This is a genomic window from Pseudomonas sp. PSB11 (genome assembly GCF_014596605.1).
Lineage (GTDB): Bacteria > Pseudomonadota > Gammaproteobacteria > Pseudomonadales > Pseudomonadaceae > Aquipseudomonas > Aquipseudomonas umsongensis.
Genome location: NZ_NOIO01000006.1, coordinates 23,413 through 48,749, shown reverse-complemented (window position 1 = coordinate 48,749; position 25,337 = coordinate 23,413). Strand labels below are relative to the sequence as shown.

The window sequence follows — 25,337 nt, the reverse complement described above, 5'->3', positions numbered from 1 at the left end:
TAAATCCCCTCACCACAGGCGCAGGGGTTAAACGACTTCGAGGCGAATCTTGTGTTGATTCAACAACTGCGTCAGCGCCGGCACCGGCTGCTGGTCGGTCACCAGGCAATCGATCAGGCTGATGGGCCCCAGGCGGATCATGGCGTTGCGCCCGAATTTGCTGGAGTCGGCGGCGAGAATCACTTTGCGCGCGTTGGCGATGATCGCCTGGGATACGCGCACTTCCTGATAATCGAAATCCAGCAGGCTGCCATCTTCATCGATGCCACTGATGCCGACCAGGGCAAAGTCGACCTTGAACTGGTTGATGAAGTCGACGCTGGCCTGGCCGACCACGCCGCCGTCACGCCGCACATTGCCTCCGGTCAGCAGGACGTCGAAGTCGTCCTTGGCGCTGAGCATCGAGGCCACGTGCAGGTTATTGGTGATGATTTTCAGGTGACTGTGATTGAGCAGGGCGCGGGCAATCGACTCAGTGGTCGTACCGATATTGATGAACAGCGAAGCGTGATCGGGGATCTGTGCGGCAATGGCTTCGCCGATGCGCTGTTTCTCGTCGCGCATTTGATCGGCGCGCATGGCGTAGGCAGTGTTTTCAACACTGGAATCGTAAGCTGCGCCACCATGGTAGCGGCGCAATAGATTGGCTTCCGCCAGCTGATTGATATCGCGGCGGATGGTCTGCGGGGTAACAACGAACAGCGTGGCCATTTCCTCGATGCTCACATAACCGCGTTCGCGAACCAGTTCGAGGATTTGCTGCTGACGGGGAGGCAGATTCATGGGGCGTCCTTTGGGCTGCCGTGCAAAATTTGCCCATGATGCCGCAGGAATCTGCTCCCTACCAGTTACATCCCGATACGAGCCTTCAGCCTGGATTATTCAGCCCCTTCGTGAGGCTCCCAATCGCGTGTGCGGCTGACGGCTTTTTTCCAGCCGGCGTAGAGTTTTTCCTTCGCTGCTTCATCCAGGGTCGGTTCGAACTGGCGCTCGATCACAGCCTTGCCGCGCAACTCGTCCAGGCTGCCCCAGAAGCCACAGGCCAGTCCCGCCAGGTAAGCGGCGCCCAATGCCGTGGTTTCGCGCATCTGCGGACGCTCGACCTGGGTGCCGAGAATGTCGGCCTGGAACTGCATCAGGAAGTTGTTCGCCACTGCTCCGCCGTCAACGCGCAGGGCCTTGAGGCGTTCGCCGGCATCCTGCTGCATGGCGTCGAGGACGTCGCGGGTCTGATAGGCAATCGATTCCAGCGCGGCGCGAATGATGTGATCGACGCGCACGCCACGGGTCAGGCCGAACAGCGCCCCACGGGCGTAAGGGTCCCAGTACGGCGCGCCGAGGCCGGTGAAGGCGGGTACCAGGTACACGCCGTTGCTGTCCTTGACCTTGTTGGCGAAGTATTCGGTGTCGTGGGCGTCGTTGATGACCTTCAACTCATCGCGCAGCCACTGGACGGTGGAGCCGCCGTTGAATACCGCCCCTTCCAGCGCATAGGCGACTTCGCCGCGTGGGCCGCATGCGATAGTGGTGAGCATGCCGTGGTTGGATTTCACGGCTTTGTCACCGGTGTTCATCAGCAGGAAGCAACCGGTGCCGTAGGTGTTTTTCGCTTGGCCGGATTCGACGCACATCTGCCCGAACAGGGCGGCCTGCTGGTCGCCAGCGATACCACCGATGGCGATGCCGCTTTTGGTGTGACCGTAAATTTCCGAAGAGGACTTCACCTGCGGCAACATTACCCGGGGGATGTCCAGCAACTCGAGCATCTTCGCATCCCACTCCAGAGTATGGATGTTGAAGAGCATCGTGCGCGAGGCGTTGGTGTAGTCGGTGACGTGCACCTTGCCGCCGGTAAATTTCCAGATCAGCCAGCTGTCGACAGTGCCGAACAGCAGCTCACCGTTGCGCGCGCGCTCGCGGCTACCCTCGACGTTGTCGAGAATCCACTTGAGCTTGGTGCCGGAAAAGTACGGGTCGGTAACCAGTCCCGTGGTTTCGCTGATGTATTGCTCATGGCCATCGCGCTTGAGCTGTTGGCAGATTTCGGTGCTGCGTCGACATTGCCAGACGATCGCGTTGTAGATCGGGCGACCGGTATTCTTGTCCCAGACCACCGTGGTTTCACGCTGGTTGGTGATGCCGATGGCTGCGACCTGATCGTGATGCAGGCCAGCTTGCGCCAAGGCCTCGACCATCACTGCGCTTTGGGTGGCGAAGATTTCCATCGGATCGTGTTCGACCCAGCCGGCTTGCGGATAATGCTGCGCGAACTCGCGCTGTGCGGTGCAGACCACGTTGGCGTCACGGTCGAAAATGATCGCGCGCGAGCTGGTCGTACCCTGATCGAGGGCAATGATGTAATTCTTGTTCTGAGTGTCGGTCATGTCGATTGCCTTGGACGAAAAAGGGAAGTGAGGTCTGGAGCGCGAGCAAACGGGCAGGTTTCGCGCGCCAACGCTATCAGGAAATTCTGGGCTTGCCGTCAATGGCCGGTGTTGCACCCTGTGTAGCAGGCGCGGCGCCAGGCAAGTGACGGGCGATCAAGCCGCGGTAGGCGGCAGCACCCAGGCAGGCACCGACAATCGGCGCAAAAACCGGAATCAGGAAGTACGGGATATCGCGGCCGCCAGTGAAGGAAATTTCACCCCAGCCAGCGAAGAAAGTCATCAGTTTAGGACCGAAGTCGCGTGCCGGGTTCATCGCAAAACCGGTCAGCGGGCCCATGGAACTGCCAATCACCGCAATCAGCAGGCCGATCAGTATCGGCGCCAGCGGGCCGTTGGGCAGGCCATTGTTATCATCGGTCAGCGACATGATCACGCCCATCAGGATGGCGGTGATGATCACTTCGACGAGGAACGCCTGGGCCGTGGACAAGCTTGGATTGGGGAAGGTGGAGAACACCGACGCCAATTCGAGGCTGGCCGCACTGCCGCGAACCATTTGGTGAGTTTGTTCGAAATCGAAGAATAGATTGCTGTATAGCGTGTACACCAGTAATGCGCCGCAAAAGGCGCCAGCCACCTGGGCGACGATGTAGAAAGGCAGTTTGCGCTTTTCGAAGTCGGCAAAAATGCTCAGTGCGATACTGACGGCAGGGTTCAGGTGAGCGCCGGACACCCCGGCGGTCAGGTAGATCGCCATGCTCACCCCGACACCCCAGATAATGCTGATTTCCCAGAGGCCAAAGCTGGCACCCGCGACCTTGAGCGCGGCAACGCAGCCCGTACCAAAGAAGATCAGCAGCGCAGTCCCCAGGAACTCGGCCATGCATTGGCTCGACAGCGACGGTTGTTGTAAAGCAGTTGTCATTGAAACCTCATTTTTTTTCTTGTCTGGCGCTTTCATTTCATCATGGTCGAAGCGCGTTTTTCATTGAGGCAGGATCCCCATCCTGTTCCCGTTTTACAGCTGGGCACTGCGGTAAGACATTTCATACAGTTTCAGAAACGAAAAAATATAGACAAGAAACGCTGATGTCAAAGGTCGAAAGTGAACCATTGGTCACAAATAATCTATTAGTTCTGTGAATGATCGCGTCGGTGAGTGTGCGAATCACGTGGGCTTTTTTAAGGCAGCGCCGCGATAGAGCCTTTTGTGGGTCAATGTCTTAGAATCCGGCCCAGGATTTTCTACCGCCACCCAGTCTGGAGCTGTCATGACACCCGCATTGGATTTGCTGAAAAAGGTTCGCGCCGAACACCGTGTGCACAGTTATGAACATGACCCGAAGGCTGCTTCCTATGGGTTGGAAGCTGCGGAGAAGCTCGGACTGGACCCGGCGCAAGTGTTCAAGACCTTGCTGGCGGCCAGTGAGAAAGGCGAATTGCTGGTTGCGGTGGTGCCCGTCGGCGGAAGCCTGGACTTGAAGGGCCTGGCCCATGCGGCCAAGGTGAAGAAGGTCGAAATGGCCGACCCTGCGGCGGCGCAACGCTCCACCGGTTATCTGCTGGGCGGTATCAGCCCGCTGGGACAGAAGAAGCGCTTGCGGACCTTTATCGACAATTCGGCCCAGCCGTTGGCGAGCATTTTTGTCAGCGCGGGACGGCGGGGGTTGGAGGTCGAACTGGCACCGGCAGTGCTGGCGGAGCACACCCAGGCAACATTCGCCGATATAGGCCGAGCTTGAACTTGGGTTGAAAACGAAAAGATCGCAGCCTGCGGCAGCTCCTACAGGGAGCGCATTCCAATGTAGGAGCTGCCGCAGGCTGCGATCTTTTGCTGTTGATCAGTGCGCGGTGCTGTGGCGCCGCACGCCTGAATCAACGGTCGGAATTTGCGCCGCCATGCTGCCGGAGGCCTGGAACAGCACCAGATGTTCCGCCGCCACACGAATGCCGACTTCTGCGCCGATCTGATGATCGACATGGCTCGGGAAGATCGATTCCAGTTGTGCGCCGGTCAGCATTTGCAGGCGGTAAAGCGTCGAGGCCCCCTGGAAAGACTTGCCGACGATCCGCGCCTTCAATGCACTGTCTGGCGCATAGACGATATCGTCCGGACGCAGCAATACATCTACCGCACCGCCGACCGGCCAGGTGTAGGCGCGGTTGCCGCGCAATTCACCGAGTTCCGTCTGCACCGACTCCGGGCTGCTCAGCTGGCCGCGAATGAAGTAACCCTGGCCGATGAAGCTGGCCACATAGGGTGTCAGTGGTTCGTGATAGAGGTTGTAGGGCGTATCCCATTGCTCAAGCCGGCCTTCCTTGAACACGCCGACGTGATCGCTGACCGCGAAGGCCTCTTCCTGGTCGTGGGTCACCAGGATCGCGCTGGTGCCACGGGCCTTGAGGATGTCGCGCACCTCGTGGCTGAGTTTGCGGCGCAATTCTCCGTCGAGGTTGGAGAACGGTTCGTCCAGCAGCAGCAATTGCGGTTCTGGCGCCAGGGCGCGAGCCAGGGCGACCCGTTGCTGCTGGCCGCCGGAGAGCTCGTGGGGGTAACGCTTGCCGAGGTTTTTCAGGTTGACCAGTTCGAGCAACTCTTCGGTGACGCGATCCTTGTTCGGATGTTTGCGAATGCCGAAGGCGATGTTGTCAGCCACGCTCAAATGCGGAAACAGGGCGTAGTCCTGGAACACCATGCCGATGCGACGTTTCTCGGGTGCGAGTGTGAAACCGGCGCTGGAGATGGTCTCGCCAGCCAGCTGGATGTCACCTTCGTGCACCGGTTCGAAGCCGGCAATGGCGCGCAGGGTGGTGGTCTTGCCGCAGCCCGAAGAGCCCAGCAGGCAACCGATATCACCGGCGTTCAAATGCAGGTTGAGGTTTTGCACCACGCGCTGGTCTTGATAGCCGCAGGCGAGGTTGCGCAGGTTGAGCAGTAATGGCTGGCTCATGCGTGGTGGTACGCCGCTTCGACCAGAAACTCGAGCAGCGCCTTTTGTGCATGAAGCCGGTTTTCAGCCTGGTCCCATGCCACTGAGCGCGGGTCGTCGAGCAGGTCGAGGCTGATCTCTTCGCCGCGGTGAGCCGGCAAGCAATGCATGAACAGTACGTCCGGGGCGGCCAGGTCGAGCAGGGCACGGTTGACCTGGTACGGAGCAAACAGCTGCAGGCGCTTGGCAGTTTCTTCTTCCTGGCCCATGGAGGTCCAGACGTCAGTGCTCACCAGATGCGCACCGCGCACGGCGTCCTGGGGATCACGAACGATGGTCACCCGATCGCCGGCCTTGGCCACGAATTCGGGATTGGGTTCGTAACCTTCCGGGCAGGCGACGCGCAACTGGAAGTCGAACTGGATCGCCGCTTCTATATAACTGTTGCACATGTTGTTGCCGTCACCGATCCAGGCAACGGTCTTGCCCTGGATGGAGCCACGGTGCTCGAGAAACGTCTGCATGTCGGCCAGCAACTGGCACGGGTGCAGGTCGTCGGACAGGCCGTTGATCACCGGCACACGGGAATTGGCGGCGAATTCGGTCAGGTTGCTGTGGGCAAAGGTGCGGATCATCACGGCATCGAGCATGCTCGACATGACGATCGCGCAGTCGCCGATCGGCTCGCCACGGCCCAATTGGGTGTCGCGTGGCGACAGGAAGATCGCCTGGCCACCGAGCTGGATCATGCCGGCTTCGAACGAAATTCGGGTGCGGGTCGAGGACTTTTCGAAAATCATCCCGAGCACGCGGTTTTTCAAAGGCTCGAACAGTACACCGCGGTTACGCAGGTCTTTGAGCTCAACGCCTCGACGGATCACGCTGACCAGCTCTTGGGGCGTGCAATCCATCAGGGAGAGAAAGTGCCTTGCGCTCATCATTGACTACCTTTTTGCTACAAACCGCAGATGCTCAAAGCCTTGTTTAACGGAACAACGGGCGAGACCTGCGGCGTAAGCCGCACGGGGCGACGAAATAGGGGAAGGCGCGATCTTATAATTAAATGTCGCGTCTTACCAATAGGGCTACGGTTTTAGGGGATTTCAGAGGGGCTATCGGTGGACCGCAATAGCGCTTTTGAAGCCTGTTTCCTGACAGCAGCCAGGCATTTGTACACCGGGGCCTTGGAACTTGGCAATCCAGAGGGGCGGGGATGGCGAACAGACAGTCGGTTTTCGGCCGGTGGTTCGTGGCCTTGGTGCCGGGCACAGCCGATCTGAAATACTTGCGAATGCAAAGTGCTGGGTTATAACTAATTCACGAGTGACGCAGGAAGCTCAGCGATGGAATCGAAAGAACAACAGCTTATGGAATTGCTCGGCCTCACGGCACGCTGCCTGACTCACCTGACCGCCTCCATGACATCGATGTCTTTCGAACTGCTGCGCAGCGACGACCAGGTCACACGTGACGCAGGACGGCGCATGATCGATCGCATGGTCACCATCAGTGCCGGGCTTGACGAACACTGGCGCCTGATTGGCGAGCTGACCGGTGTGCACGCAGCCCAAGCGCCGGTCGAAACCCTCCAGGAAATCCAGTTGCACACGCCGCCAAGGTTGCCTTCGAGCTAATGGCCCGCGGTTATCGGCAGGCCTGATAACCACCGATTCACAAGATGAACGTCGCTGGCGCGCTGGAGGGGCTGGCACCATAGTTTTGTTTCCGCGGTCGTTATTGCCCGCCCCGAACAAGACAGAGACTGGCCATGACCAAGACTCTCCATCACCGTGCGTGCCATTTGTGTGAAGCCATTTGCGGACTGACCATCGAAACCACCGAGCTCGATGGCAACCTGCAGATCACCTCGATCAAGGGCGACCCCCAGGACAGCTTCAGCCGTGGGCACATCTGCCCCAAAGCGGTTGCCCTGCAAGACATACAGAACGATCCGGATCGCCTGCATCAGCCAATGCGACGGGTGGGCAGCGAGTGGCAACCCATCGAATGGGACGACGCCTTCAACCTGGTCGCCGAACGCCTGGCCGCGATTCAGGAGCGCCACGGGCAGAACGCGGTGGCGGTCTATCAAGGCAACCCTAGCGTGCACAACTATGGGCTGATGACCCACAGCAATTACTTCCTTGGCTTGCTGAAAACCCGTAACCGGTATTCCGCGACGTCGGTCGACCAGTTGCCCCATCACCTGACCAGTCACTTGATGTATGGCCACGGCTTGCTGTTGCCGATACCGGACATCGACCACACCGACTTCATGTTGATCCTGGGCGGCAACCCGCTGGCCTCCAACGGCAGCATCATGACCGTGCCCGACGTGGAAAAACGCTTGAAGGCGATCCAGGCCCGAGGCGGCAAGGTCGTGGTGGTCGATCCGCGTCGCAGCGAAACGGCGGCAATCGCCGACCAGCATCTGTTCGTGCGCCCCGGTGGCGATGCGGCGCTGCTGTTCGGTCTGCTGCATACCCTGTTCGCCGAAGGCCTGACCCGCGACAGTCATTTGCCAGTGGACGGTCTGGACCAGGTGCGCGAAGCCGTGGCCGGCTTCAGCGCCGACGTCATGAGCCCATTGTGTGCGGTGCCGGCGGAGCAGATCCGCCAATTGGCACGGGATTTTGCCGCCGCACCCACGGCGGTTTGCTACGGCCGCATGGGCGTCTCGACCCAGGTATTCGGCACCCTGTGCCATTGGCTGGTGCAGTTGATCAACCTGGTTACCGGTAACCTCGACCGCGTCGGCGGTGCCTTGTGCACGGAACCGGCGGTGGACCTGGTGGCCTCGACGTCGGGCGGGCACTTCAATTTATGGCAGAGCCGGGTGTCCGGGCGCCCCGAGTATGGCGGCGAACTGCCGGTCTCGGCGCTGGCCGAAGAGATGCTCACCGAAGGCGAAGGGCAGGTCCGTGCATTGATCACCGTGGCGGGCAACCCGGTGCTGTCCACGCCCAATGGACGCCAGCTCGAGCAGGCGCTGGACGGCCTGGAGTTCATGGTCAGTGTCGACTTGTACATCAATGAAACCACGCGTTATGCCGACCTGATCCTGCCGTCTACTTCTGCGCTGGAAAACGATCATTACGACACCACCTTCAATATGTTTGCGGTGCGCAACGTCAGCCGCTTCAACCGCGCCATCCTGCCCAAGCCCGAGGGTGCGTTGCACGACTGGGAGATTTTCGTCGGGTTGGCCCAGGCGTTTGCAGCCAAGACCGGCAAGGAGTTGAAGCCCACCATCGCCCCGGCGCAGATGATCGACCGCGGTTTGCGCATGGGACTGTACGGCGACGCGTCGCCGCACAAGCTGTCCCTGGCAACCCTGTTCGATCATCCCCATGGCGTTGACCTGGGCGCACTGAAACCCAACTTGGCGCCACGCCTGAAAACCGCCAATCAACGAGTCCAGGCTGCCCCCGCCGCGATCCTCGCCGACCTGGCGCGTTTCGCGACATTGCAGGCGCCGACCAGCGATGAGTTGTTGATGATCGGCCGGCGACATGTGCGCAGCAATAACTCATGGATGCACAATTATCACCGTCTGGTGAAGGGCAAGCCGCGTCATCAGTTGTTGATGCATCCGGATGATCTGGCGAGTCGCAAGTTAAGCGACGGGCAGAAGGTGCGGGTCAGCTCGCGGGTCGGGGTGATCGAAGTGGAAGTGTTGGCCAGCCTGGATATGATGAAAGGTGTGGTCAGCCTTCCACACGGTTGGGGCCATGCCCGGCCAGGTGTGCAAATGAGCATCGCCAGTGGTCAGCCGGGTTCCAGCGCCAATGACCTGACCGACGAGTGTCAGCTCGACGAGTTGTCGGGTAATGCGGCGTTGAACGGTGTACCAGTGACCGTGGTAGCGGCCTGATCGCATCTGACGGAGAGACCGAGCAGGGCGCTCGGCTTTCCGTTACAATGCGCCACCGTGCCGACCCATGAGTCGGAAAGTTCAGCCGAGGTGCTCCATGGATATCATCGAAACGATTAAAGAGCAGATTGCCAACAACACCATTCTGCTTTACATGAAAGGCTCGCCGAATGCCCCGCAGTGCGGCTTCTCCGCGAAAGCCGCGCAGGCCGTGATGGCGTGTGGCGAAAAATTTGCGTACGTGGATATCCTGCAGAACCCGGAAATCCGCGCCAACCTGCCTAAATACGCCAACTGGCCAACTTTCCCACAACTGTGGGTAGCTGGCGAGCTGGTTGGCGGTAGCGACATCATGACTGAAATGTCCGCTGATGGTTCGTTGCAGGCGCTGATCAAGGACGCCGCTGCCAAAGCAGCAGCAGCCAAGACCGAAGCCTGATACACGGGCATCAAAAAGGCCCTTCACGGCAAACCGTGAAGGGCCTTTTTTTTGGTTCTGGATTGGGAAACATGGATAGCGCAATACCTGTAGGAGGTTGTCCTTTGGGATGAAGCTGACTAAGATGTCAAAAAATTCATCCTATGATTGGATGAAAGGATGAATCCAATGTCAGATACCTCTCCGTTAATCAAGCGCTCCCTGGTCGATCAGGCATTGGAGCAGTTGCGCTTGCGCATCAACCAGGGCGTCTGGGCGGTCGGCCAGCGTTTGCCCACCGAGCCCGAGTTGTCCGCAGAGCTGGGCATCAGCCGCAATACGGTGCGCGAAGCCATGCGCGTGCTGGCGTTTTCCGGGTTGATCGAGATCCGTCAGGGTGACGGCAGTTACCTGCGCGCGGTGGTCGATCCGCTGGACACCCTAAAGGCGTTGTCCCGCTGCTCACTCGAACAGGCCCGCGAGACCCGGCACATCCTGGAAGTCGAGGCCATTGGCCTGGCCGCCATGCGCCGCACCGATGAAGACCTGGTGGCCTTGCGCGAGGCACTGGGCGTCAGCGGTAGCCATTATCACGGCGATCTCGACACCTATATCGCCTGTGACCTGGTGTTCCACCGGCGCCTGGTGGACGCCGCGCACAACCCGACACTCAGTGAGCTGTATCGCTATTTCTCCAGCGTTGTCGGCGAACAATTGCGCCACTGCCTGAACATCACTCCCCGACGCCAAGAGGTGTTCGACCTGCACGTCGAACTGCTTGATGCCGTGGAGCAACGCGACCCGGAGCGGGCCAAAGCCCTGTCGAGGCAGTTGATCAATGAACCTTGAAACCGAGAACGCCATGTCCAGCCAGCACACCGATGTCACTTCACCCAAGCGCACGGCAGAGCTGGAAGAGCTGCTGATCGACGCCGAGGCCGATGACGAGCAGGTCCAGCAAACCCAGCCAATTCTGCGGCGTCCGTGGTTGTTGCTGCTGGGCCTGATCCTGGTGGCTTTGAATCTGCGTCCGGCGCTGTCGAGCATGGCGCCGCTGCTGAGTGAGGTGTCGAAAAGCCTCGGCCTGTCGGCGGCCCAAGCCGGTTTGCTGACCACGCTACCGGTGCTGTGCCTCGGGTTGTTCGCTCCGCTGGCACCGGTGCTGGCGCGCCGCTTCGGCGCTGAACGTGTGGTGTTGGGCATTCTCCTGACGCTGGCGGGAGGGATCATCCTGCGCAGTGCCTTCGGCGAAATCGGTCTGTTTGCCGGCAGTGTGCTGGCAGGTGCCAGCATCGGCGTGATCGGCGTGTTGCTGCCGGGCATCGTCAAGCGCGACTTCGCTAAACACGCCGGGACCATGACCGGTGTCTACACCATGGCCCTGTGCCTGGGGGCGGCCATGGCCGCAGGCGCCACGGTGCCGTTGAGCGAACACTTCGACAAAAGCTGGAGCCTGGGCCTCGGGTTCTGGGTGATTCCAGCCTTGATCGCGGCGATTTTCTGGCTGCCACAAACCGGGCAGAAACACGGCGCGCATAACGTTGCCTATCGCGTGCGAGGATTGCTGCGTGACCCGTTGGCCTGGCAAGTCACCTTGTACATGGGCCTGCAATCGTCGTTGGCCTACATCGTGTTCGGCTGGTTGCCGTCGATCCTGATCGGTCGTGGCCTGAGCGCAACCCAGGCCGGCCTGGTGCTGTCGGGGTCGGTGATCGTTCAATTGGTCAGCTCCCTCGCCGCGCCATGGCTGGCGACGCGTGGCAAGGACCAGCGCCTGGCGATCGTGATCGTCATGGCGCTGACCCTGGCAGGTTTGTTCGGTTGCCTGTACGCCCCGATCGAAGGCTTGTGGGGGTGGGCGATTGTGCTGGGGCTGGGGCAGGGCGCCACGTTCAGCCTGGCATTGACCCTGATCGTATTGCGCTCGCGCGATTCCCACGTGGCGGCGAACCTGTCGAGCATGGCCCAAGGGTTCGGTTACACCCTGGCGTCCATGGGACCGTTCGCGGTCGGCATCGTGCACGACTGGACCGGCGGCTGGAGCGCTGTGGGTTGGATCTTCGGGGTGATCGGCCTGGGTGCGATCATTGCCGGCCTTGGTGCCGGGCGGGCACTTTACGTCCAAGTCGAAAGCGAAAGGGTTTGACCCTTGCGCACTGTCGGTATTCGCCTTGCGAATGCCGATAGTGTTCGGCGGCTTTGCAGACTATCTTGCAGGCAATCCTTTATTCGTACGGAGCCTGCCCATGAGTGATGCCCATCGCGCATTGATCACCCAGTTCTACCAAGCCTTCCAGCGGCTGGACGCCGAGGCCATGAGCGCCTGCTATACCGATGACGTGGTGTTCAGTGATCCGGCGTTTGGCGAACTTCGGGGGCGCGATGCTGGCGACATGTGGCGCATGCTCACGACCCGGGCCAGGGATTTCTCCCTGACCTTCGATAGCGTTCACGCCGATGAGCACACGGGCGCCGCGCATTGGGTCGCGACGTACCTGTTCAGCCAGACCGGCAACACCGTGGTCAACGACATCCAGGCACGATTCGTCTTCCGTGACGGCAAGATCTGCGAACACCACGACCGTTTTGATCTGTGGGCCTGGTCGCGCCAGGCATTGGGTTTCAAAGGCCTGATCCTGGGCTGGACGCCATTGGTAAGGAACGCCGTTCGGGCACAGGCCCTGAAGGGGCTGAAGGCATGGCAGGCCAGTCGCTGATAAGATCGCGGCTTGTATCCTTTCAAGTTTTGATTGTGCCGTGACCACCCTCTGCGAAAATCCTCTCGACGCCAATGCACCGGTGAGCAAGCCCTGGTTCGTCTACCTCGTGCGCGCGGCCAATGGTGCGCTCTACTGCGGGATCAGCGACGATCCGGTACGCCGCTTTGCCACTCACCAAAGTGGCAAGGGCGCGCGCTTCTTTCTCTCCAGCCCTGCCGTGGCGCTGGTCTATACCGAACTCTGCCGCGATAAAAGCGAAGCGTTGCGCCAGGAACGGCTGATCAAGAAACTCAGGAAAAGCGCCAAGGAATGCCTGGTGGCGAGCTTTGCTGCCGGCTTATCAATCTGACTGATAAGTTCCCATCAGGCATATCGGTGTGATGCTTATGGATTGCGCGCTAAGCTGCGGATTCCTTACCCGTGCGGCGGAGCCGAGCATGTCCGAGTTGATTCTTCATCATTACCCGACCTCCCCTTTTTCTGAAAAGGCCCGCTTGCTGCTGGGCTTCAAGGGGCTGTCCTGGCGCTCGGTGAACATTTCGCCGGTGATGCCAAAGCCTGACCTGACGGCCCTGACCGGAGGCTATCGCAAAACCCCGGTGTTGCAGGTGGGTGCCGATATTTATTGCGACACTTCGTTGATTGCCCGGCGCCTGGAACAGGAAAAGGCCTTGCCGGCCTTCTTCCCCGAAGGCCAGGAAATGATCGCGGCGTCCTTCGCCGCGTGGGCCGATTCGGTGGTGTTCCAGCATGCAGTCAGCCTGGTGTTTCAGCCGGAATCGGTAGCCGTGCGCTTTGGCAATATGCCGCCGGAAGCGATCAAGGCATTCATCGCCGACCGCGCCGCGTTGTTCAGCGGTGGCAGTGCTACACGCTTGTCTACTGAGCAGGCCAAACACCAATGGCCGACGATCATGGCGCGCCTGGAGCAGCAGTTGCAGCGCGAGGAGGGCGATTATCTGTTTGGCGAGCCTTCGATTGCCGACTTCGCGATGGCTCATCCGCTGTGGTTCCTCAAGGCAACCGCCGTGACCTCACCCTGTGTGGATAGCTATCCGGCGGTGTCGGCCTGGTTGGCGCGGGTGCTTGGTTTCGGTCACGGTGCGCCGAGCGAGATGACGTCTGAAGAGGCTCTGGAGGTGGCGCGCAATGCCACGCCGGCTGATCTGCCGGACGAGCAGTTTGCCGATCCGAACGGGTTCCAGGCCGGTCAGCAGGTGGTGATTGCCGCGACTGACTATGGCGTTGATCCAGTAGCGGGGGAGCTGCTGTTCGCCGGTCGCGAGGAATTGATTCTGCGTCGTAAAGACGAGCGCGGCGGTTGGGTACATGTGCATTTTCCGCGGTTCGGATTTCGCATCGAGGCCTGCTAAAAGCGAAAGATCGCAGCCTGCGGCAGCTCCTACAGGGGGTCGATGTACACCCTGTAGGAGCTGCCGCAGGCTGCGATCTTTTGATCTTTAAATCATTTCAACGCCGCCAGAATCGCATCCGGGTCATACCCGCGAATCAACGTCCCGTTGACATCGATGATCGGAATTCCGCCGCCGCCCAGCGCCTGGTAAGCCTTGCGCGCTTCGTCATCCTTCTCGATATCGAATTCCTTATAGGGAATGCCTTTCTGATCGAGAAAGCGCCGGGTCAGTTTGCAGTAGCCGCACCACTCGGTGGCGTAAAGCACGACGTTGGCCTTGGCCTGGGTCTGCTCGGGCACTACTTGCGACGGGTTGAACACCCGCTCGATCTTGCCCCAATGCTGATAGATCACGACCACCAGCAGGATCAGCAGGCATTTCTTCAATACGCTGCCAAGCATCAGTTACGGCGCTTGAGCTGATCGGTGAGCGACGTTGGCAGTCCCTTGATGATAAGCGTGCCGGCTTCTTCGTCGTACTCGATCTTCGAACCCAGCAGGTGCGCTTCGAAACTGATGGACAGGCCTTCGGCGCGGCCGGTGAAGCGGCGGAACTGGTTCAGGGTGCGTTTATCAGCCGGGATTTCTGGCGACAGGCCGTAGTCCTTGTTGCGGATATGGTCGTAGAAGGCTTTCGGGCGGTCTTCGTCGATCAGTTCCGATAACTCTTCCAGGCCCATCGGTTCGCCGAGCTTGGCCTGGCTGCTGGCGTAATCCACGAGGGTCTTGGTTTTCTCGCGCGCGTCATCTTCGGGCAGGTCTTCGCTTTCGACGAAGTCACTGAAGGCCTTGAGCAGGGTGCGGGTTTCACCGGGGCCGTCAACGCCTTCCTGGCAACCGATGAAGTCGCGGAAATACTCCGAAACCTTTTTGCCATTCTTGCCTTTGATGAACGAAATGTACTGTTTGGATTGCTTGTTGTTCTGCCACTCCGACACGTTGATGCGCGCCGCCAGGTGCAACTGGCCCAGGTCCAGGTGACGGGAGGGGGTCACGTCCAGTTGTTCGGTCACCGCGACGCCTTCACTGTGGTGCAGCAGGGCGATCGCCAGGTAATCGGTCATGCCTTGTTGATAGTGGGCGAACAGGACGTGGCCGCCGACCGAGAGGTTGGACTCTTCCATGAGTTTTTGCAGGTGTTCCACCGCCACGCGGCTGAAGGCGGTGAAGTCTTTGCCGCCATCGAAGTACTCCTTCAGCCAGCCGCTGAACGGATGCGCCCCGGATTCGGCATGGAAGAAACCCCAGGCCTTGCCTTGTTTGGCGTTATAACTTTCGTTGAGGTCGGCAAGCATGTTCTCGATGGCGCTGGACTCGGCCAACTCGGAGTCCCGAGCGTGCAGAACTGCAGGTGTGCCGTCGGGTTTTTTGTCGATCAGGTGGACGATGCAATGACGGATCGGCATGGGCTTCTCGGCTGAAGGAAGACGGGAGGGCGTGCTCCCCGAAAAAGCGCCCAGTGTACCGCAACCACTGGTTTTGGCGCGGTGCGAACGGCAATTGCGGGGCGACCGGTGGTGCTTATGGGTTTTTTTGCCGATTTAGAGCAATAAAGCTGACCAATTGGGTAGCTAGAGGCGGATATTTCCCCGCCTCTGTGCTAGTTTTGCGCGGTCTTACGCGTAGTCACTGCGTTAAGCGTGCATTCAGCATTTGTCAGGTCGAACCAAACCCTGATTTCGGAATCTATAACCCCGATCCCGTGGTTATTTGGCCGAGGGTGCCGGATCCAAAAGATCGGGCTCGATGGCTGACACTGCACTCTGCAATCCATATGAATTTGATAGGGAAGGAACACTACATGGCTCTTACTAAAGACCAACTGATCGCCGACATCGCTGAAGCTATCGACGCGCCGAAAACCACCGCGCGTAACGCTCTGGACCAACTGGGCCAAATCGTTGCCGATCAGCTGGAAAACGGCGGCGAAATCACTCTGCCAGGTATCGGCAAACTGAAAGTGACTGAGCGTCCTGCCCGTACTGGCCGTAACCCTTCGACCGGCGCCGCCATCGAAATCGCTGCCAAGAAAGTGATCAAGCTGGTTGTGGCTAAAGGCCTGACCGACGCTGTTAACAAGTAAGACTTGTTAAAAAAAAACCGTGCGCCGGAGTGATCCGGGCACGGTTTTTTTGTGTCCGCAGATTATTGCGCTGCAGGTCTCGCCCAGCGCGTCTGACGCCAGGCTTGTTGTTGCGCTGGGGTCTGGAACGTCCAGGCCACAAAGCGGCTTTGTTTCTGGCCCTGGGACATTTCCACCACCTGGCTTTGCAATGCCCCGGCTTTTTTCAATGCGGTCTGGATTGCCGGCAGGTTCGAGGCTTTCGATACCAGGGTGCTGAACCACAACACCTGCTGACCCACCTGCGCGCTCTCGCTGATCAGTTGGGTGACGAATCGCGCTTCACCGCCCTCGCACCACAATTCCGCCGCCTGACCGCCAAAATTCAACACTGGCAGTTTGCGTTTCGGATCGGCCTTGCCCAACGCGCGCCATTTACGGCTGCTGCCTCGGGTGGCTTCCTCCAGCGAGGCGTGGAAGGGCGGGTTGCACATCGTCAGGTCAAACCGTTCGGCGCTCTCCAGCAGACCCAGCAAAATATGCTTGCGGTTGCCCTGCTGGCGAATCTGGATGGCCTTGTTCAAACCGTTGGACTGGATGATGGCCCTGGCGGCGGCGATGGCGGTGGCGTCGATTTCCGAGCCGAGGAACTGCCAGCGGTAGTCGCTATGACCGATCAATGGATACACGCAGTTGGCGCCCATGCCCACGTCCAGCACCTTGACCGCGGCGCCTCGGGGAATCTCGCCATCATTGCCGCTGGCCAGCAGGTCGGCGAGGAAGTGCACGTAGTCCGCACGCCCCGGAACGGGTGGACACAGATAGTCGGCCGGAATGTCCCAGTGGGCGATGCCGTAGAACGACTTCAGCAGCGCCCGGTTGAACACCCGCACCGCGTCCGGGCTGGCGAAGTCGATGCTTTCCTTGCCGTAGGGGTTGATGATCACGAACTTCGCCAGTTCCGGCGTGGTCTTGATCAGCGCGGGGAAGTCGTAACGACCCTGGTGGCGGTTGCGCGGATGCAAGCTGGCCTTTTCGCGCGGCTCCACGGCTTTGGCCGGGGTCACGGATTCGGGCTTTTTACGCGCAGGTTTGGGTGTACGGGGGGCGGTCATGGGTGTGATCGATTCGGGTATGGCTAAAAGTGGCGGCTATTGTCCCACATCCAACCGTAATCGGTGCGCCCCTGTAGGAGCTGCCGCAGGCTGCGATCTTTTGATCCTGTTTTTTAAAAGCAAGATCAAAAGATCGCAGCCTGCGGCAGCTCCTACAGGGGGATTTGCGGTGGACATAAAAAAGGGAGGCCACTTGGGCCTCCCTTTTTTATTGCGATTTGCCGTTACAGACTGGCAATCCGCGCATGCTGCTCGGCCAGCTTGCCCAGAGCCTGTTCGGCTTCGGCCAGTTTGGCGCGTTCCTTGTCGATGACTTCGGCCGGAGCCTTGTCAACGAACCCGGCGTTGGACAGCTTGCCGCCGACGCGCTGCACTTCGCCTTGCAGACGCTGGATTTCCTTGTCCAGGCGCGCAAGCTCGGCACCTTTGTCGATCAGGCCAGCCATTGGCACCAGCACTTCCATCTCGCCGACCAGGGCGGTGGCGGACAGCGGTGCCTCTTCGCCAGCAGCCAGCACGGTGATCGATTCCAGACGTGCCAGCTTCTTCAGCAGGGCTTCATTCTCGGTCAGGCGACGCTGGTCTTGTGCACTGACGTTCTTCAGGAACAGCGGCAGCGGTTTGCCCGGGCCGATGTTCATCTCGCCACGGATATTACGCGTGCCGAGCATCAGGCCCTTGAGCCATTCGATGTCGTCTTCGGCGGCCTGGTCGATGCGCGCTTCATTGGCCACTGGCCAAGGTTGCAGCATGATCGTCTTGCCTTCGATGCCGGCCAGCGGTGCGACGCGCTGCCAGATTTCTTCGGTGATGAACGGCATGAACGGGTGCGCCAGGCGCAAGGCAACTTCGAGCACGCGAACCAGGGTGCGACGGGTGCCGCGCTGGCGTTCGACCGGGGCGTTTTCGTCCCACAGCACAGGCTTGGACAGTTCCAGGTACCAGTCGCAGTACTGGTTCCAGATGAACTCGTACAAGGCTTGCGCGGCCAGGTCGAAACGGAACTGGTCGAGCTGGCGGGTGACTTCGGCTTCGGTGCGTTGCAGCTGCGAAATGATCCAGCGATCAGCCAGCGAGAGCTCGTAGGCTTCGCCGTTCTGGCCGCAGTCTTCGCCCTTGTCCAGCACGTAGCGCGCAGCGTTCCAGATCTTGTTGCAGAAGTTGCGATAGCCTTCGACGCGACCCATGTCGAACTTGATGTCGCGACCGGTGGACGCCAGCGAGCAGAAGGTGAAGCGCAGGGCGTCGGTGCCGTAGCTGGCGATACCCTCGGCGAACTCTTCACGGGTCTGCTTCTCGATCTTCTTCGCCAGTTTCGGCTGCATCATGCCGGAGGTGCGTTTCTGCACCAGCTCTTCCAGCTCGATACCGTCGATGATGTCCAGTGGGTCCAGGACGTTGCCCTTGGACTTGGACATCTTCTGGCCTTGGCCATCACGCACCAGGCCGTGCACGTACACGGTCTTGAACGGCACCTGCGGCGTGCCGTCTTCGTTCTTCACCAAATGCATGGTGAGCATGATCATCCGGGCAACCCAGAAGAAAATGATGTCGAAGCCGGTGACCAGGACGTCGGTGGAGTGGAATTTCTTCAGGAATTCGGTCTGTTCCGGCCAGCCGAGCGTGGAGAAGGTCCACAGGCCCGAGCTGAACCAGGTGTCGAGTACGTCGTTGTCCTGTTGCAGCGCGACGTCAGGGCCGAGGTTGTGCTTGGCGCGTACTTCGGCTTCGTCGCGACCGACGTAGACTTTGCCCGACTCGTCGTACCAGGCGGGAATCCGGTGGCCCCACCACAGCTGACGGCTGATGCACCAGTCCTGGATGTCACGCATCCACGAGAAGTACATGTTTTCGTACTGTTTCGGCACGAACTGGATGCGACCGTCCTCGACGGCGGCAATCGCAGGTTCGGCCAACGGCTTGGTGGACACATACCACTGGTCGGTCAGCCACGGCTCGATGATGGTGCCGGAACGGTCGCCTTTCGGTACTTTCAGGGCGTGATCGTCAACGCTGACCAGCAGGCCCGCGGCCTCGAACGCCGCAACGATCTGTTTACGCGCTTCGAAACGGTCCAGGCCGGCATACTCAGCCGGGATCTTGCCGTCGATCGTTTCGTTCAAGGTGCCATCGAGGTTGAACGCCTGGACGGCTGGCAAGACATGAGCGTTCTTGTCGAAGATGTTCAGCAGCGGCAGGTTGTGGCGCTTGCCGACTTCGTAGTCATTGAAATCGTGGGCCGGGGTGATTTTCACGCAGCCGGTGCCGAATTCAGGGTCGCAGTAATCGTCGGCGATGATCGGGATGCGGCGGCCGACCAGCGGCAGCTCGACAAATTTACCAATCAGGGCTTTGTAGCGCTCATCGTTCGGGTTAACCGCGACGGCGGAGTCGCCGAGCATGGTTTCCGGGCGGGTGGTCGCGACGATCAGGAACGGGTTGCCTTCAGCGGTCTTGGCGCCATCGGCCAACGGGTACTTCAGGTTCCACAGGAAACCTTTTTCGTCGTGGTTTTCCACTTCAAGGTCGGAAATCGCCGTGTGCAGCTTGGTGTCCCAGTTGACCAGGCGCTTACCGCGATAGATCAGGCCGTCTTCGTGCAAGCGCACGAACGCTTCCTTCACGGCTTCCGAGAGACCGTCGTCCATGGTGAAGCGCTCGCGGCTCCAGTCCACGGACGAACCTAGACGACGAATCTGACGGCTGATATTGCCGCCGGACTGATCCTTCCATTCCCAGACTTTCTCGAGGAATTTGTCGCGGCCCAGGTCGTGGCGATTCTGGCCCTGGGCTTCGAGTTGACGCTCCACCAGCATTTGCGTGGCGATACCGGCGTGGTCGGTACCCGGTTGCCACAGGGTGTTGCGACCCTGCATGCGGCGGAAACGGATCAGGGCGTCCATGATCGCGTTGTTGAAGCCGTGTCCCATGTGCAGGCTGCCGGTGACGTTCGGCGGCGGGATCATGATGGTGTAGGACTCGCCCGCGCCTTGCGGGGCGAAGTAATTCTCTGACTCCCAGGTGTTGTACCAGGAAGTTTCAATGGCGTGCGGCTGGTAGGTCTTATCCATGCGCGGCGGGACCCTATTGGCATTTGTTCAGGAAAAGCCGGCAAGTATAGCGGGGCATGGGGCGCAGGGCGAGCAGGGGCGGACGGCACGCAGCATCAAATACGGCGCAAATCCATTGTGGGAGCGGGCTTGCTCGCGAAGGCGTCGTATCAGTCAGCATAAATGTTGAATGTCAGACCGCTTTCGCGAGTAAGCCCGCTCCCACAGGGGGGGCAGTGTATGGCTCAGTCGTTGTACTGGCTCAGCAACCGATCCATGCGCGCGCTGAGGCGGCGTTTGATTTCGGTTTCGATGTGCGGCGCGAAGTCGTCGATCACGTCTTGCATGATCAATTGCGCAGCGGCGCGCAGTTCGCTGTCGAGGTAGAGCAGGGCGTCGGCGTTCTGATTGGCGCTCGGCGCGGGTTCGACAGCAGGTTTGGGGGGGGTTGGTGCGACGGCCGGCGCGGGTTCGCGGACGGTGTCGAACAACATCGGGATCTGTTCCTGGTCACCTTCCTCGACCGTGTCAGTCAGCAGCGGTGGTTGCAGGTTGTCATCGCCGAGCAGTTGGCGGATCGACTCGAGGTCGTCCAGCAGGTGCGCGGATTGTTGCAGCGGTTTTGGAGTGTCCATCGGAATGCTCAGAGTCGCTGTAAACGGTGATCTTGCAGAGGATAGCCCTGTTCGCGGTAGAAACGGAAACTCTCCCGCGCAGCCGTGCGTATGACCGGATCTTCGACCACCACTTCCGCCACGCGGGCGAAACGCTGGGCAAAGGCCGGTACTTTCAGGTCGAGATTGACCAGCAGGTCCTGATGCGAACCGCAGTCATCGCCAACGCCCAGCACGATCAGGCTGTCCGGTTCATTTTCGGCGGGGCCGTGGGGCACGAAGCTTTCACCCTTGAATGTCCACAGGCGCGCATCGAGATCGTCACGCTGGGCCGCATCGCTGCAATGCAGGTAGACGCGATGGCCCATGCGCCAGGCTTTTTCCGTGAGCTTGCAGGCGAAGTCCAGCCGCGCCGAAGGATCGGCGCTGGGCAGGATGTAAAAGTCGACTTTGGTCATTGCGGTTCCTGAGCCCGGGTCGACGTCGCCCAGAAGTGACGTCGCCCCGGGTCATTGGTTTCAGGCTTTGGCGCGGTCCAGCAGGTATTGGGTCAGCAGCGGAACCGGACGGCCGGTGGCGCCCTTGTCCTTGCCGCCGCTGGTCCAGGCGGTGCCGGCGATGTCCAGGTGCGCCCAGTTCAGGTTCTTGGTGAAGCGCGACAGGAAGCAAGCCGCGGTGATGGTGCCGGCTTTCGGGCCGCCGATGTTGGCGATGTCGGCGAACGGGCTGTCCAGCTGCTCCTGGTACTCATCGAACAGCGGCAGTTGCCAGGCGCGGTCGTCCGCAGCCTTGCCGGCGCTGAGCAGTTGGTCGATCAATTGCTCGTTGTTGCCCAGCAGGCCCGAGGTGTGAGAGCCCAGTGCAACCACGCAGGCGCCGGTCAGGGTGGCGATGTCGATCACCGCTTGCGGCTTGAATCGCTCGGAGTAGGTCAGGGCGTCGCACAGCACCAGACGGCCTTCGGCGTCGGTATTGAGGATTTCCACGGTCTGGCCACTCATGGTGGTAACGATGTCGCCCGGGCGCGAAGCGTTGCCGCTGGGCATGTTCTCGGCGCAAGCCAGGATGCACACCAGGTTGATCGGCAGTTTCAGTTCGAGCACGGCACGCACGGTGCCGAACACGCTGGCGGCGCCGCCCATGTCGTACTTCATTTCATCCATGCCGGCACCCGGCTTGAGGCTGATGCCGCCGGTGTCGAACGTGATGCCCTTACCGACCAGGGCGTAGGGCTTCTCGGACTTCTTGCCACCGTTATATTGCATGACGATCAGGCGTGGCGGTTGGGCGCTGCCCTGGCCGACGGCGTAGAACGAGCCCATGCCCAGGGCCTTGATCTTTTTCTCGTCGAGGACTTCGACTTTCAGGTCCTTGAATTGCTTGCCGAGGTTTTTCGCTTGCTCGCCGAGGAAGGTCGGGTGGCAGATGTTCGGCGGCAGGTTGCCCAGGTCACGGGTAAACGCCATGCCGTTGGCGATGGCGGTGGCGTGGGTCACGGCGCGTTGCACTTCAGCCTCGGCGGCCTTGATGGTCACCAGGGTGATTTTCTTCAGCGCGCGCGGCTCGGCTTTCTGGCTCTTGAACTGGTCGAACTGGTATTCGCCGTCCACCAGGGTTTCGGCCAGCAGGCGGGTCTTGCCATAGCTGTCGCGGCCCTTGACCACGATTTCGTCCAGGGCCAGCACGGCGTCGCTGCCACCCAGGCCTTTGAGCGTGTTGAGGATGCCGGCAACGATTTTGCGGAACGGGCGGTCACCCAGTTCTTCGTCCTTGCCCACGCCGACCAGCAAAACGCGTTCGGCTTTCAGGTTCGGCAAGCTGTGCAGCAACAGGCTCTGGCCAACCTTGCCGGCCAGGTCGCCGCGCTTGAGTACGGCACTGATGGCGCCAGCGCTGAGTTCGTCGAGCTGTTTGGCAACGGCGCCGAGCTTGCGGCCCTCGCCGACGGCAACCACCAGCGTGGCGGTTTTCAACGTTTGCGGGTTGACGCTTTTTACAACCAGTTCCATGTCCGGATCCCTGAATTGATGGTCAATAGCAAGCGCTGGACAAGGTATGGGCAGCGCTTGCTTATAAATAGAAAGGCGCCAGGATCGACCGGCGACGAAGGCGGCAGTTTGAACCTCGCCAGCGGCGCCTGACAACCCTCGGTTGTAGATTGTGGGAGCAGCCGGTCGACGCTCGACTGCTCGCGAAGAACCTGAGGCCGCCGCGGGTGTCAGACTCCCCGCGTTATCGTTGACGACCATCGCGAGCGAGGTCGCTCCTACATTCCTGCTCGAGCATTGCGCAGTGACAGGCGCACCCAATCACAGGATAATGCGCAATCTTTTTTTCGGCGGCCCTGCCTTGCGGGCTGTCTGACGTGTTTGCTTGTTTGGCCGCCATAGCCTGACAACCCTGGAGTGTCTGGTTTGATCGTCTTTCGTTATCTATCCCGCGAAGTCCTGTTGACCTTGAGTGCCGTCAGTGCGGTGCTGCTGGTCATCATCATGAGTGGACGCTTCATCAAGTACCTCGCGCAGGCCGCTTCGGGTCAACTGGACCCGGGCTCACTGTTCCTCATCATGGGTTTTCGCCTGCCGGGATTCCTGCAACTGATCCTGCCGCTGGGCCTGTTTCTCGGGATACTGCTGGCCTATGGCCGCCTGTACCTTGAGAGCGAGATGACCGTGCTGTCGGCCACGGGCATGAGCCAGCAACGCTTGTTTCGCATGACCCTGTTTCCGGCCACCCTGGTTGCGCTGGTCGTTGCCTGGTTGAGCCTGAGCCTGGCGCCACAAGGCGCCAATCAGTTCCAGCTGCTGCTGAACAAGCAGGACGCCCTGACCGAGTTCGACACCCTGGAGCCTGGCCGTTTCCAGGCCCTGCGCGATGGCACGCGGGTGACCTATACCGAGCAGTTGTCTGATGACCGCATCCATCTGGCGGGGGTCTTCATCTCGCAAAAGAACCTCGGTTCCGACAACAAGGATCGCGGGATCTCCGTGCTGGTGGCGGAAAAAGGCCGTCAGGAAATTCGCCCCGACGGCAACCGCTACCTGATCCTCGATAATGGCTACCGCTATGACGGCAGTCCGGGGCAGGCCGATTACCGGGCGATCAAGTACGACGAATACGGCGTGCTGCTGCCCAAGCCGGACGTCAGCGACGAAGTGACCGACCGTGACGCGATGCCCACGAGCTCCTTGCTGGGTAGCGAAGACCTGCGTTCGCGTACCGAGCTGCAATGGCGCCTGTCCCTGCCGTTGCTGGTGTTCATCGTCACCTTGATGGCGGTGCCATTGTCGCGGGTCAACCCGCGCCAGGGACGTTTCCTCAAGTTGTTGCCGGCAATCCTTCTTTATATGGCCTACCTGACTATCCTGATTGCCGCTCGCGGTGCGCTTGAAAAGGGCAAGATCCCACCGGCGCTGGGCTTGTGGTGGGTGCATGGGATATTCCTGGCCATTGGCCTGGGTCTGCTCTACTGGGAACCTTTGCGCTTGAAGATGGCGAGTCGTCGCAGCGCGCTGGAGGTGGCCCGTGGTTAAGCTCGACCGCTACATCGGTAGCAGTGTGTTCATGGCGATCCTGGCGGTATTGGGGATTATTCTCGGCCTGGCCACGTTGTTTGCGTTCATCGACGAGATGGGCGATGCCAGTGATACCTATACATTGCTCGACGTCCTGAGCTACGTGCTGCTGACGGCACCACGCCGGCTCTACGACATGCTGCCGATGGCCGCCTTGATCGGTTGCCTGATCGGTCTCGGCAGTCTGGCCAGCAACAGTGAACTGACCATCATGCGTGCGGCTGGCGTGTCCATCGGGCGGATCGTCTGGGCGGTCATGAAGCCGATGCTGGTGCTGATGGTGGTGGGAGTGCTGATTGGCGAATACGTCGCGCCGGCGACTGAAAGCACCGCCCAGGCCAATCGCTCGCTGGCCCAGGGCAGTGGCGATGCGCAAAGCGCCAAACACGGTTTGTGGCATCGCCAGGGTGACGAATTCATCCACGTCAACTCCGTGCAACCCAATGGCCTGCTGTACGGCGTGACCCGCTACCACTTCGACAAGGAGCGGCACATGCTGTCGGCGAGCTTCGCCAAGCGCGCCGAGTTCGACAAGGATCACTGGCAGTTGTCCGACGTCACCACCACGGTGTTCCACGAAAGGAGCACCGAAGTGGTGAGCGCCCCGGTCGAACGCTGGGATGTGGCATTGAGCCCACAGTTGCTGAGTACCGTGGTCATGGCGCCGGAATCGCTGTCGATCTCGGGGCTGTGGGGCTATATCCACTATCTGGCTGACCAGGGGCTGAACAATGGCCGTTACTGGCTGGCATTTTGGGTCAAGGTGTTGCAGCCGCTGGTTACCGCTGCCCTGGTGCTGATGGCGATCTCCTTCATCTTTGGTCCGCTGCGCTCGGTGACCCTCGGTCAGCGGGTATTTACCGGTGTGCTGGTCGGTTTCACCTTCCGCATTGCCCAGGATTTGTTGGGGCCTTCAAGCCTGGTCTTCGGTTTTTCGCCACTGTTTGCGGTGCTCGTGCCAGCCGGTGTCTGTGCCCTGGCGGGGCTGTGGTTGTTGCGTCGCGCCGGTTGATGGCGACTTGTTCATCGCTTCGCAGCTGATAAAAAACGCCCCTGTCACGAGACCGGGGCGTTTTTGTACGGGCCGTCTGGCCTGCAAACGTGACGCTTGCGCCGTGGATCAGGTACAATTCCCGGCTATTTTTCGGCGGGCTATGCCTGCAGCCTTTTTGAGTGTT

The 25,337-nt window shown here is 60.3% G+C and carries 24 protein-coding genes; 12 read left to right on the top strand and 12 right to left on the bottom strand.

Translation table 11 applies throughout. From position 1 onward, the window contains the following. Positions 1-27: 27 nt before the first annotated feature. From CGA21_RS09695 to CGA21_RS09685, 3 genes are all read right to left on the bottom strand, one after another. Complete coding sequence (locus CGA21_RS09695) at positions 28-783, bottom strand: DeoR/GlpR family transcriptional regulator (RefSeq protein WP_095193067.1); 756 nt, start codon at positions 781-783, stop codon at positions 28-30. Between the two features lie 95 nt (positions 784-878). Next, positions 879-2,384: a glycerol kinase GlpK gene (gene glpK / locus CGA21_RS09690; RefSeq protein ID WP_188264104.1), complete on the bottom strand. Its 1,506-nt coding sequence runs from the start codon at positions 2,382-2,384 to the stop codon at positions 879-881. A gap of 76 nt (positions 2,385-2,460) precedes the next feature. Next, positions 2,461-3,312, bottom strand: coding sequence for an MIP/aquaporin family protein (locus CGA21_RS09685; RefSeq protein ID WP_110752746.1), 852 nt, complete (start codon positions 3,310-3,312; stop codon positions 2,461-2,463). A 346-nt stretch (positions 3,313-3,658) separates the two neighbouring features. On the opposite strand from CGA21_RS09685, the gene ybaK reads away from it, so the two are divergent. After that, positions 3,659-4,129, top strand: a complete 471-nt coding sequence (gene ybaK, locus CGA21_RS09680) for a Cys-tRNA(Pro) deacylase (RefSeq protein WP_110752748.1) — start codon at positions 3,659-3,661, stop codon at positions 4,127-4,129. A 99-nt stretch (positions 4,130-4,228) separates the two neighbouring features. Here ybaK and CGA21_RS09675 read toward each other — a convergent pair whose 3' ends face one another. Continuing rightward, positions 4,229-5,338 carry an ABC transporter ATP-binding protein gene (locus tag CGA21_RS09675; RefSeq protein WP_110752750.1) on the bottom strand — a complete coding sequence of 370 codons (1,110 nt, stop codon included), beginning with the start codon at positions 5,336-5,338 and terminating at the stop codon, positions 4,229-4,231. Next, the gene (gene argF / locus CGA21_RS09670) at positions 5,335-6,255 is read right to left on the bottom strand and encodes an ornithine carbamoyltransferase (protein WP_110752752.1); all 921 of its coding nucleotides are present in this window, start codon (positions 6,253-6,255) and stop codon (positions 5,335-5,337) included. The genes CGA21_RS09675 and argF overlap by 4 nt, the downstream gene beginning before the upstream one ends. Before the next feature lie 405 nt (positions 6,256-6,660). On the opposite strand from argF, the gene CGA21_RS09665 reads away from it, so the two are divergent. The 8 genes from CGA21_RS09665 (at position 6,661) to CGA21_RS09630 (ending at position 13,702) form a co-directional block, all read left to right on the top strand. Then, the gene (locus CGA21_RS09665; protein WP_110752754.1) at positions 6,661-6,951 is read left to right on the top strand and encodes a hypothetical protein; all 291 of its coding nucleotides are present in this window, start codon (positions 6,661-6,663) and stop codon (positions 6,949-6,951) included. Positions 6,952-7,085: 134 nt separating this feature from the next. Then, a complete protein-coding gene (locus tag CGA21_RS09660; RefSeq protein ID WP_188264103.1) occupies positions 7,086-9,191 on the top strand; it encodes a molybdopterin oxidoreductase family protein in 2,106 nt (701 codons plus the stop codon). A 97-nt stretch (positions 9,192-9,288) separates the two neighbouring features. After that, entirely contained in the window at positions 9,289-9,630 is a 342-nt protein-coding gene (gene grxD / locus CGA21_RS09655) for a Grx4 family monothiol glutaredoxin (protein ID WP_007938922.1), read from the top strand. Between the two features lie 168 nt (positions 9,631-9,798). After that, positions 9,799-10,458 (top strand): FadR/GntR family transcriptional regulator, encoded by a 660-nt coding sequence (locus CGA21_RS09650; protein WP_110752758.1) that lies wholly within the window; start codon positions 9,799-9,801, stop codon positions 10,456-10,458. Next, entirely contained in the window at positions 10,448-11,755 is a 1,308-nt protein-coding gene (locus CGA21_RS09645; RefSeq protein ID WP_110752760.1) for a CynX/NimT family MFS transporter, read from the top strand. Before CGA21_RS09650 ends, CGA21_RS09645 begins: the two co-directional genes overlap by 11 nt. A gap of 100 nt (positions 11,756-11,855) precedes the next feature. Beyond that, positions 11,856-12,326 carry a nuclear transport factor 2 family protein gene (locus tag CGA21_RS09640; protein WP_033043298.1) on the top strand — a complete coding sequence of 157 codons (471 nt, stop codon included), beginning with the start codon at positions 11,856-11,858 and terminating at the stop codon, positions 12,324-12,326. Positions 12,327-12,366: 40 nt separating this feature from the next. Next, positions 12,367-12,678, top strand: a complete 312-nt coding sequence (locus CGA21_RS09635) for a GIY-YIG nuclease family protein (protein WP_188264102.1) — start codon at positions 12,367-12,369, stop codon at positions 12,676-12,678. An 88-nt stretch (positions 12,679-12,766) separates the two neighbouring features. Further along, on the top strand, positions 12,767-13,702 hold the full coding sequence (locus CGA21_RS09630; RefSeq protein ID WP_188264101.1) for a glutathione S-transferase family protein: 936 nt from the start codon (positions 12,767-12,769) through the stop codon (positions 13,700-13,702). A gap of 92 nt (positions 13,703-13,794) precedes the next feature. On the opposite strand, the gene CGA21_RS09625 is transcribed toward CGA21_RS09630, so the two are convergent. Further along, on the bottom strand, positions 13,795-14,145 hold the full coding sequence (locus tag CGA21_RS09625; RefSeq protein WP_110752766.1) for a glutaredoxin family protein: 351 nt from the start codon (positions 14,143-14,145) through the stop codon (positions 13,795-13,797). Further along, a complete protein-coding gene (yejK, locus tag CGA21_RS09620) occupies positions 14,145-15,149 on the bottom strand; it encodes a nucleoid-associated protein YejK (protein ID WP_020799836.1) in 1,005 nt (334 codons plus the stop codon). The genes CGA21_RS09625 and yejK overlap by 1 nt, the downstream gene beginning before the upstream one ends. 395 nt (positions 15,150-15,544) lie before the next feature. Here yejK and CGA21_RS09615 point away from each other — a divergent pair, with 395 nt between their 5' ends. Continuing rightward, positions 15,545-15,826: an HU family DNA-binding protein gene (locus CGA21_RS09615; RefSeq protein ID WP_007905514.1), complete on the top strand. Its 282-nt coding sequence runs from the start codon at positions 15,545-15,547 to the stop codon at positions 15,824-15,826. A 62-nt stretch (positions 15,827-15,888) separates the two neighbouring features. Here the strand turns inward: CGA21_RS09615 and rlmF are convergent, their stop codons facing one another. From rlmF to CGA21_RS09590, 5 genes are all read right to left on the bottom strand, one after another. Continuing rightward, positions 15,889-16,920 (bottom strand): 23S rRNA (adenine(1618)-N(6))-methyltransferase RlmF, encoded by a 1,032-nt coding sequence (gene rlmF / locus CGA21_RS09610; RefSeq protein WP_188264100.1) that lies wholly within the window; start codon positions 16,918-16,920, stop codon positions 15,889-15,891. Between the two features lie 224 nt (positions 16,921-17,144). Continuing rightward, positions 17,145-19,991, bottom strand: a complete 2,847-nt coding sequence (locus CGA21_RS09605) for a valine--tRNA ligase (protein ID WP_110752770.1) — start codon at positions 19,989-19,991, stop codon at positions 17,145-17,147. Positions 19,992-20,215: 224 nt separating this feature from the next. Continuing rightward, a complete protein-coding gene (locus CGA21_RS09600) occupies positions 20,216-20,605 on the bottom strand; it encodes a DNA polymerase III subunit chi (RefSeq protein ID WP_188264099.1) in 390 nt (129 codons plus the stop codon). Positions 20,606-20,613: 8 nt separating this feature from the next. Beyond that, positions 20,614-21,042, bottom strand: coding sequence for a DNA polymerase III subunit chi (locus tag CGA21_RS09595; protein WP_188264098.1), 429 nt, complete (start codon positions 21,040-21,042; stop codon positions 20,614-20,616). Positions 21,043-21,102: 60 nt separating this feature from the next. Continuing rightward, a complete protein-coding gene (locus CGA21_RS09590; RefSeq protein ID WP_033039432.1) occupies positions 21,103-22,593 on the bottom strand; it encodes a leucyl aminopeptidase in 1,491 nt (496 codons plus the stop codon). Between the two features lie 405 nt (positions 22,594-22,998). On the opposite strand from CGA21_RS09590, the gene lptF reads away from it, so the two are divergent. Together lptF and lptG are read left to right on the top strand one after the other, a co-directional pair. After that, the gene (gene lptF / locus CGA21_RS09585) at positions 22,999-24,117 is read left to right on the top strand and encodes an LPS export ABC transporter permease LptF (protein WP_188264097.1); all 1,119 of its coding nucleotides are present in this window, start codon (positions 22,999-23,001) and stop codon (positions 24,115-24,117) included. Then, positions 24,110-25,171 (top strand): LPS export ABC transporter permease LptG, encoded by a 1,062-nt coding sequence (lptG, locus tag CGA21_RS09580; RefSeq protein WP_188264096.1) that lies wholly within the window; start codon positions 24,110-24,112, stop codon positions 25,169-25,171. The genes lptF and lptG overlap by 8 nt, the downstream gene beginning before the upstream one ends. The last annotated feature ends 166 nt before the right edge of the window (positions 25,172-25,337 follow it).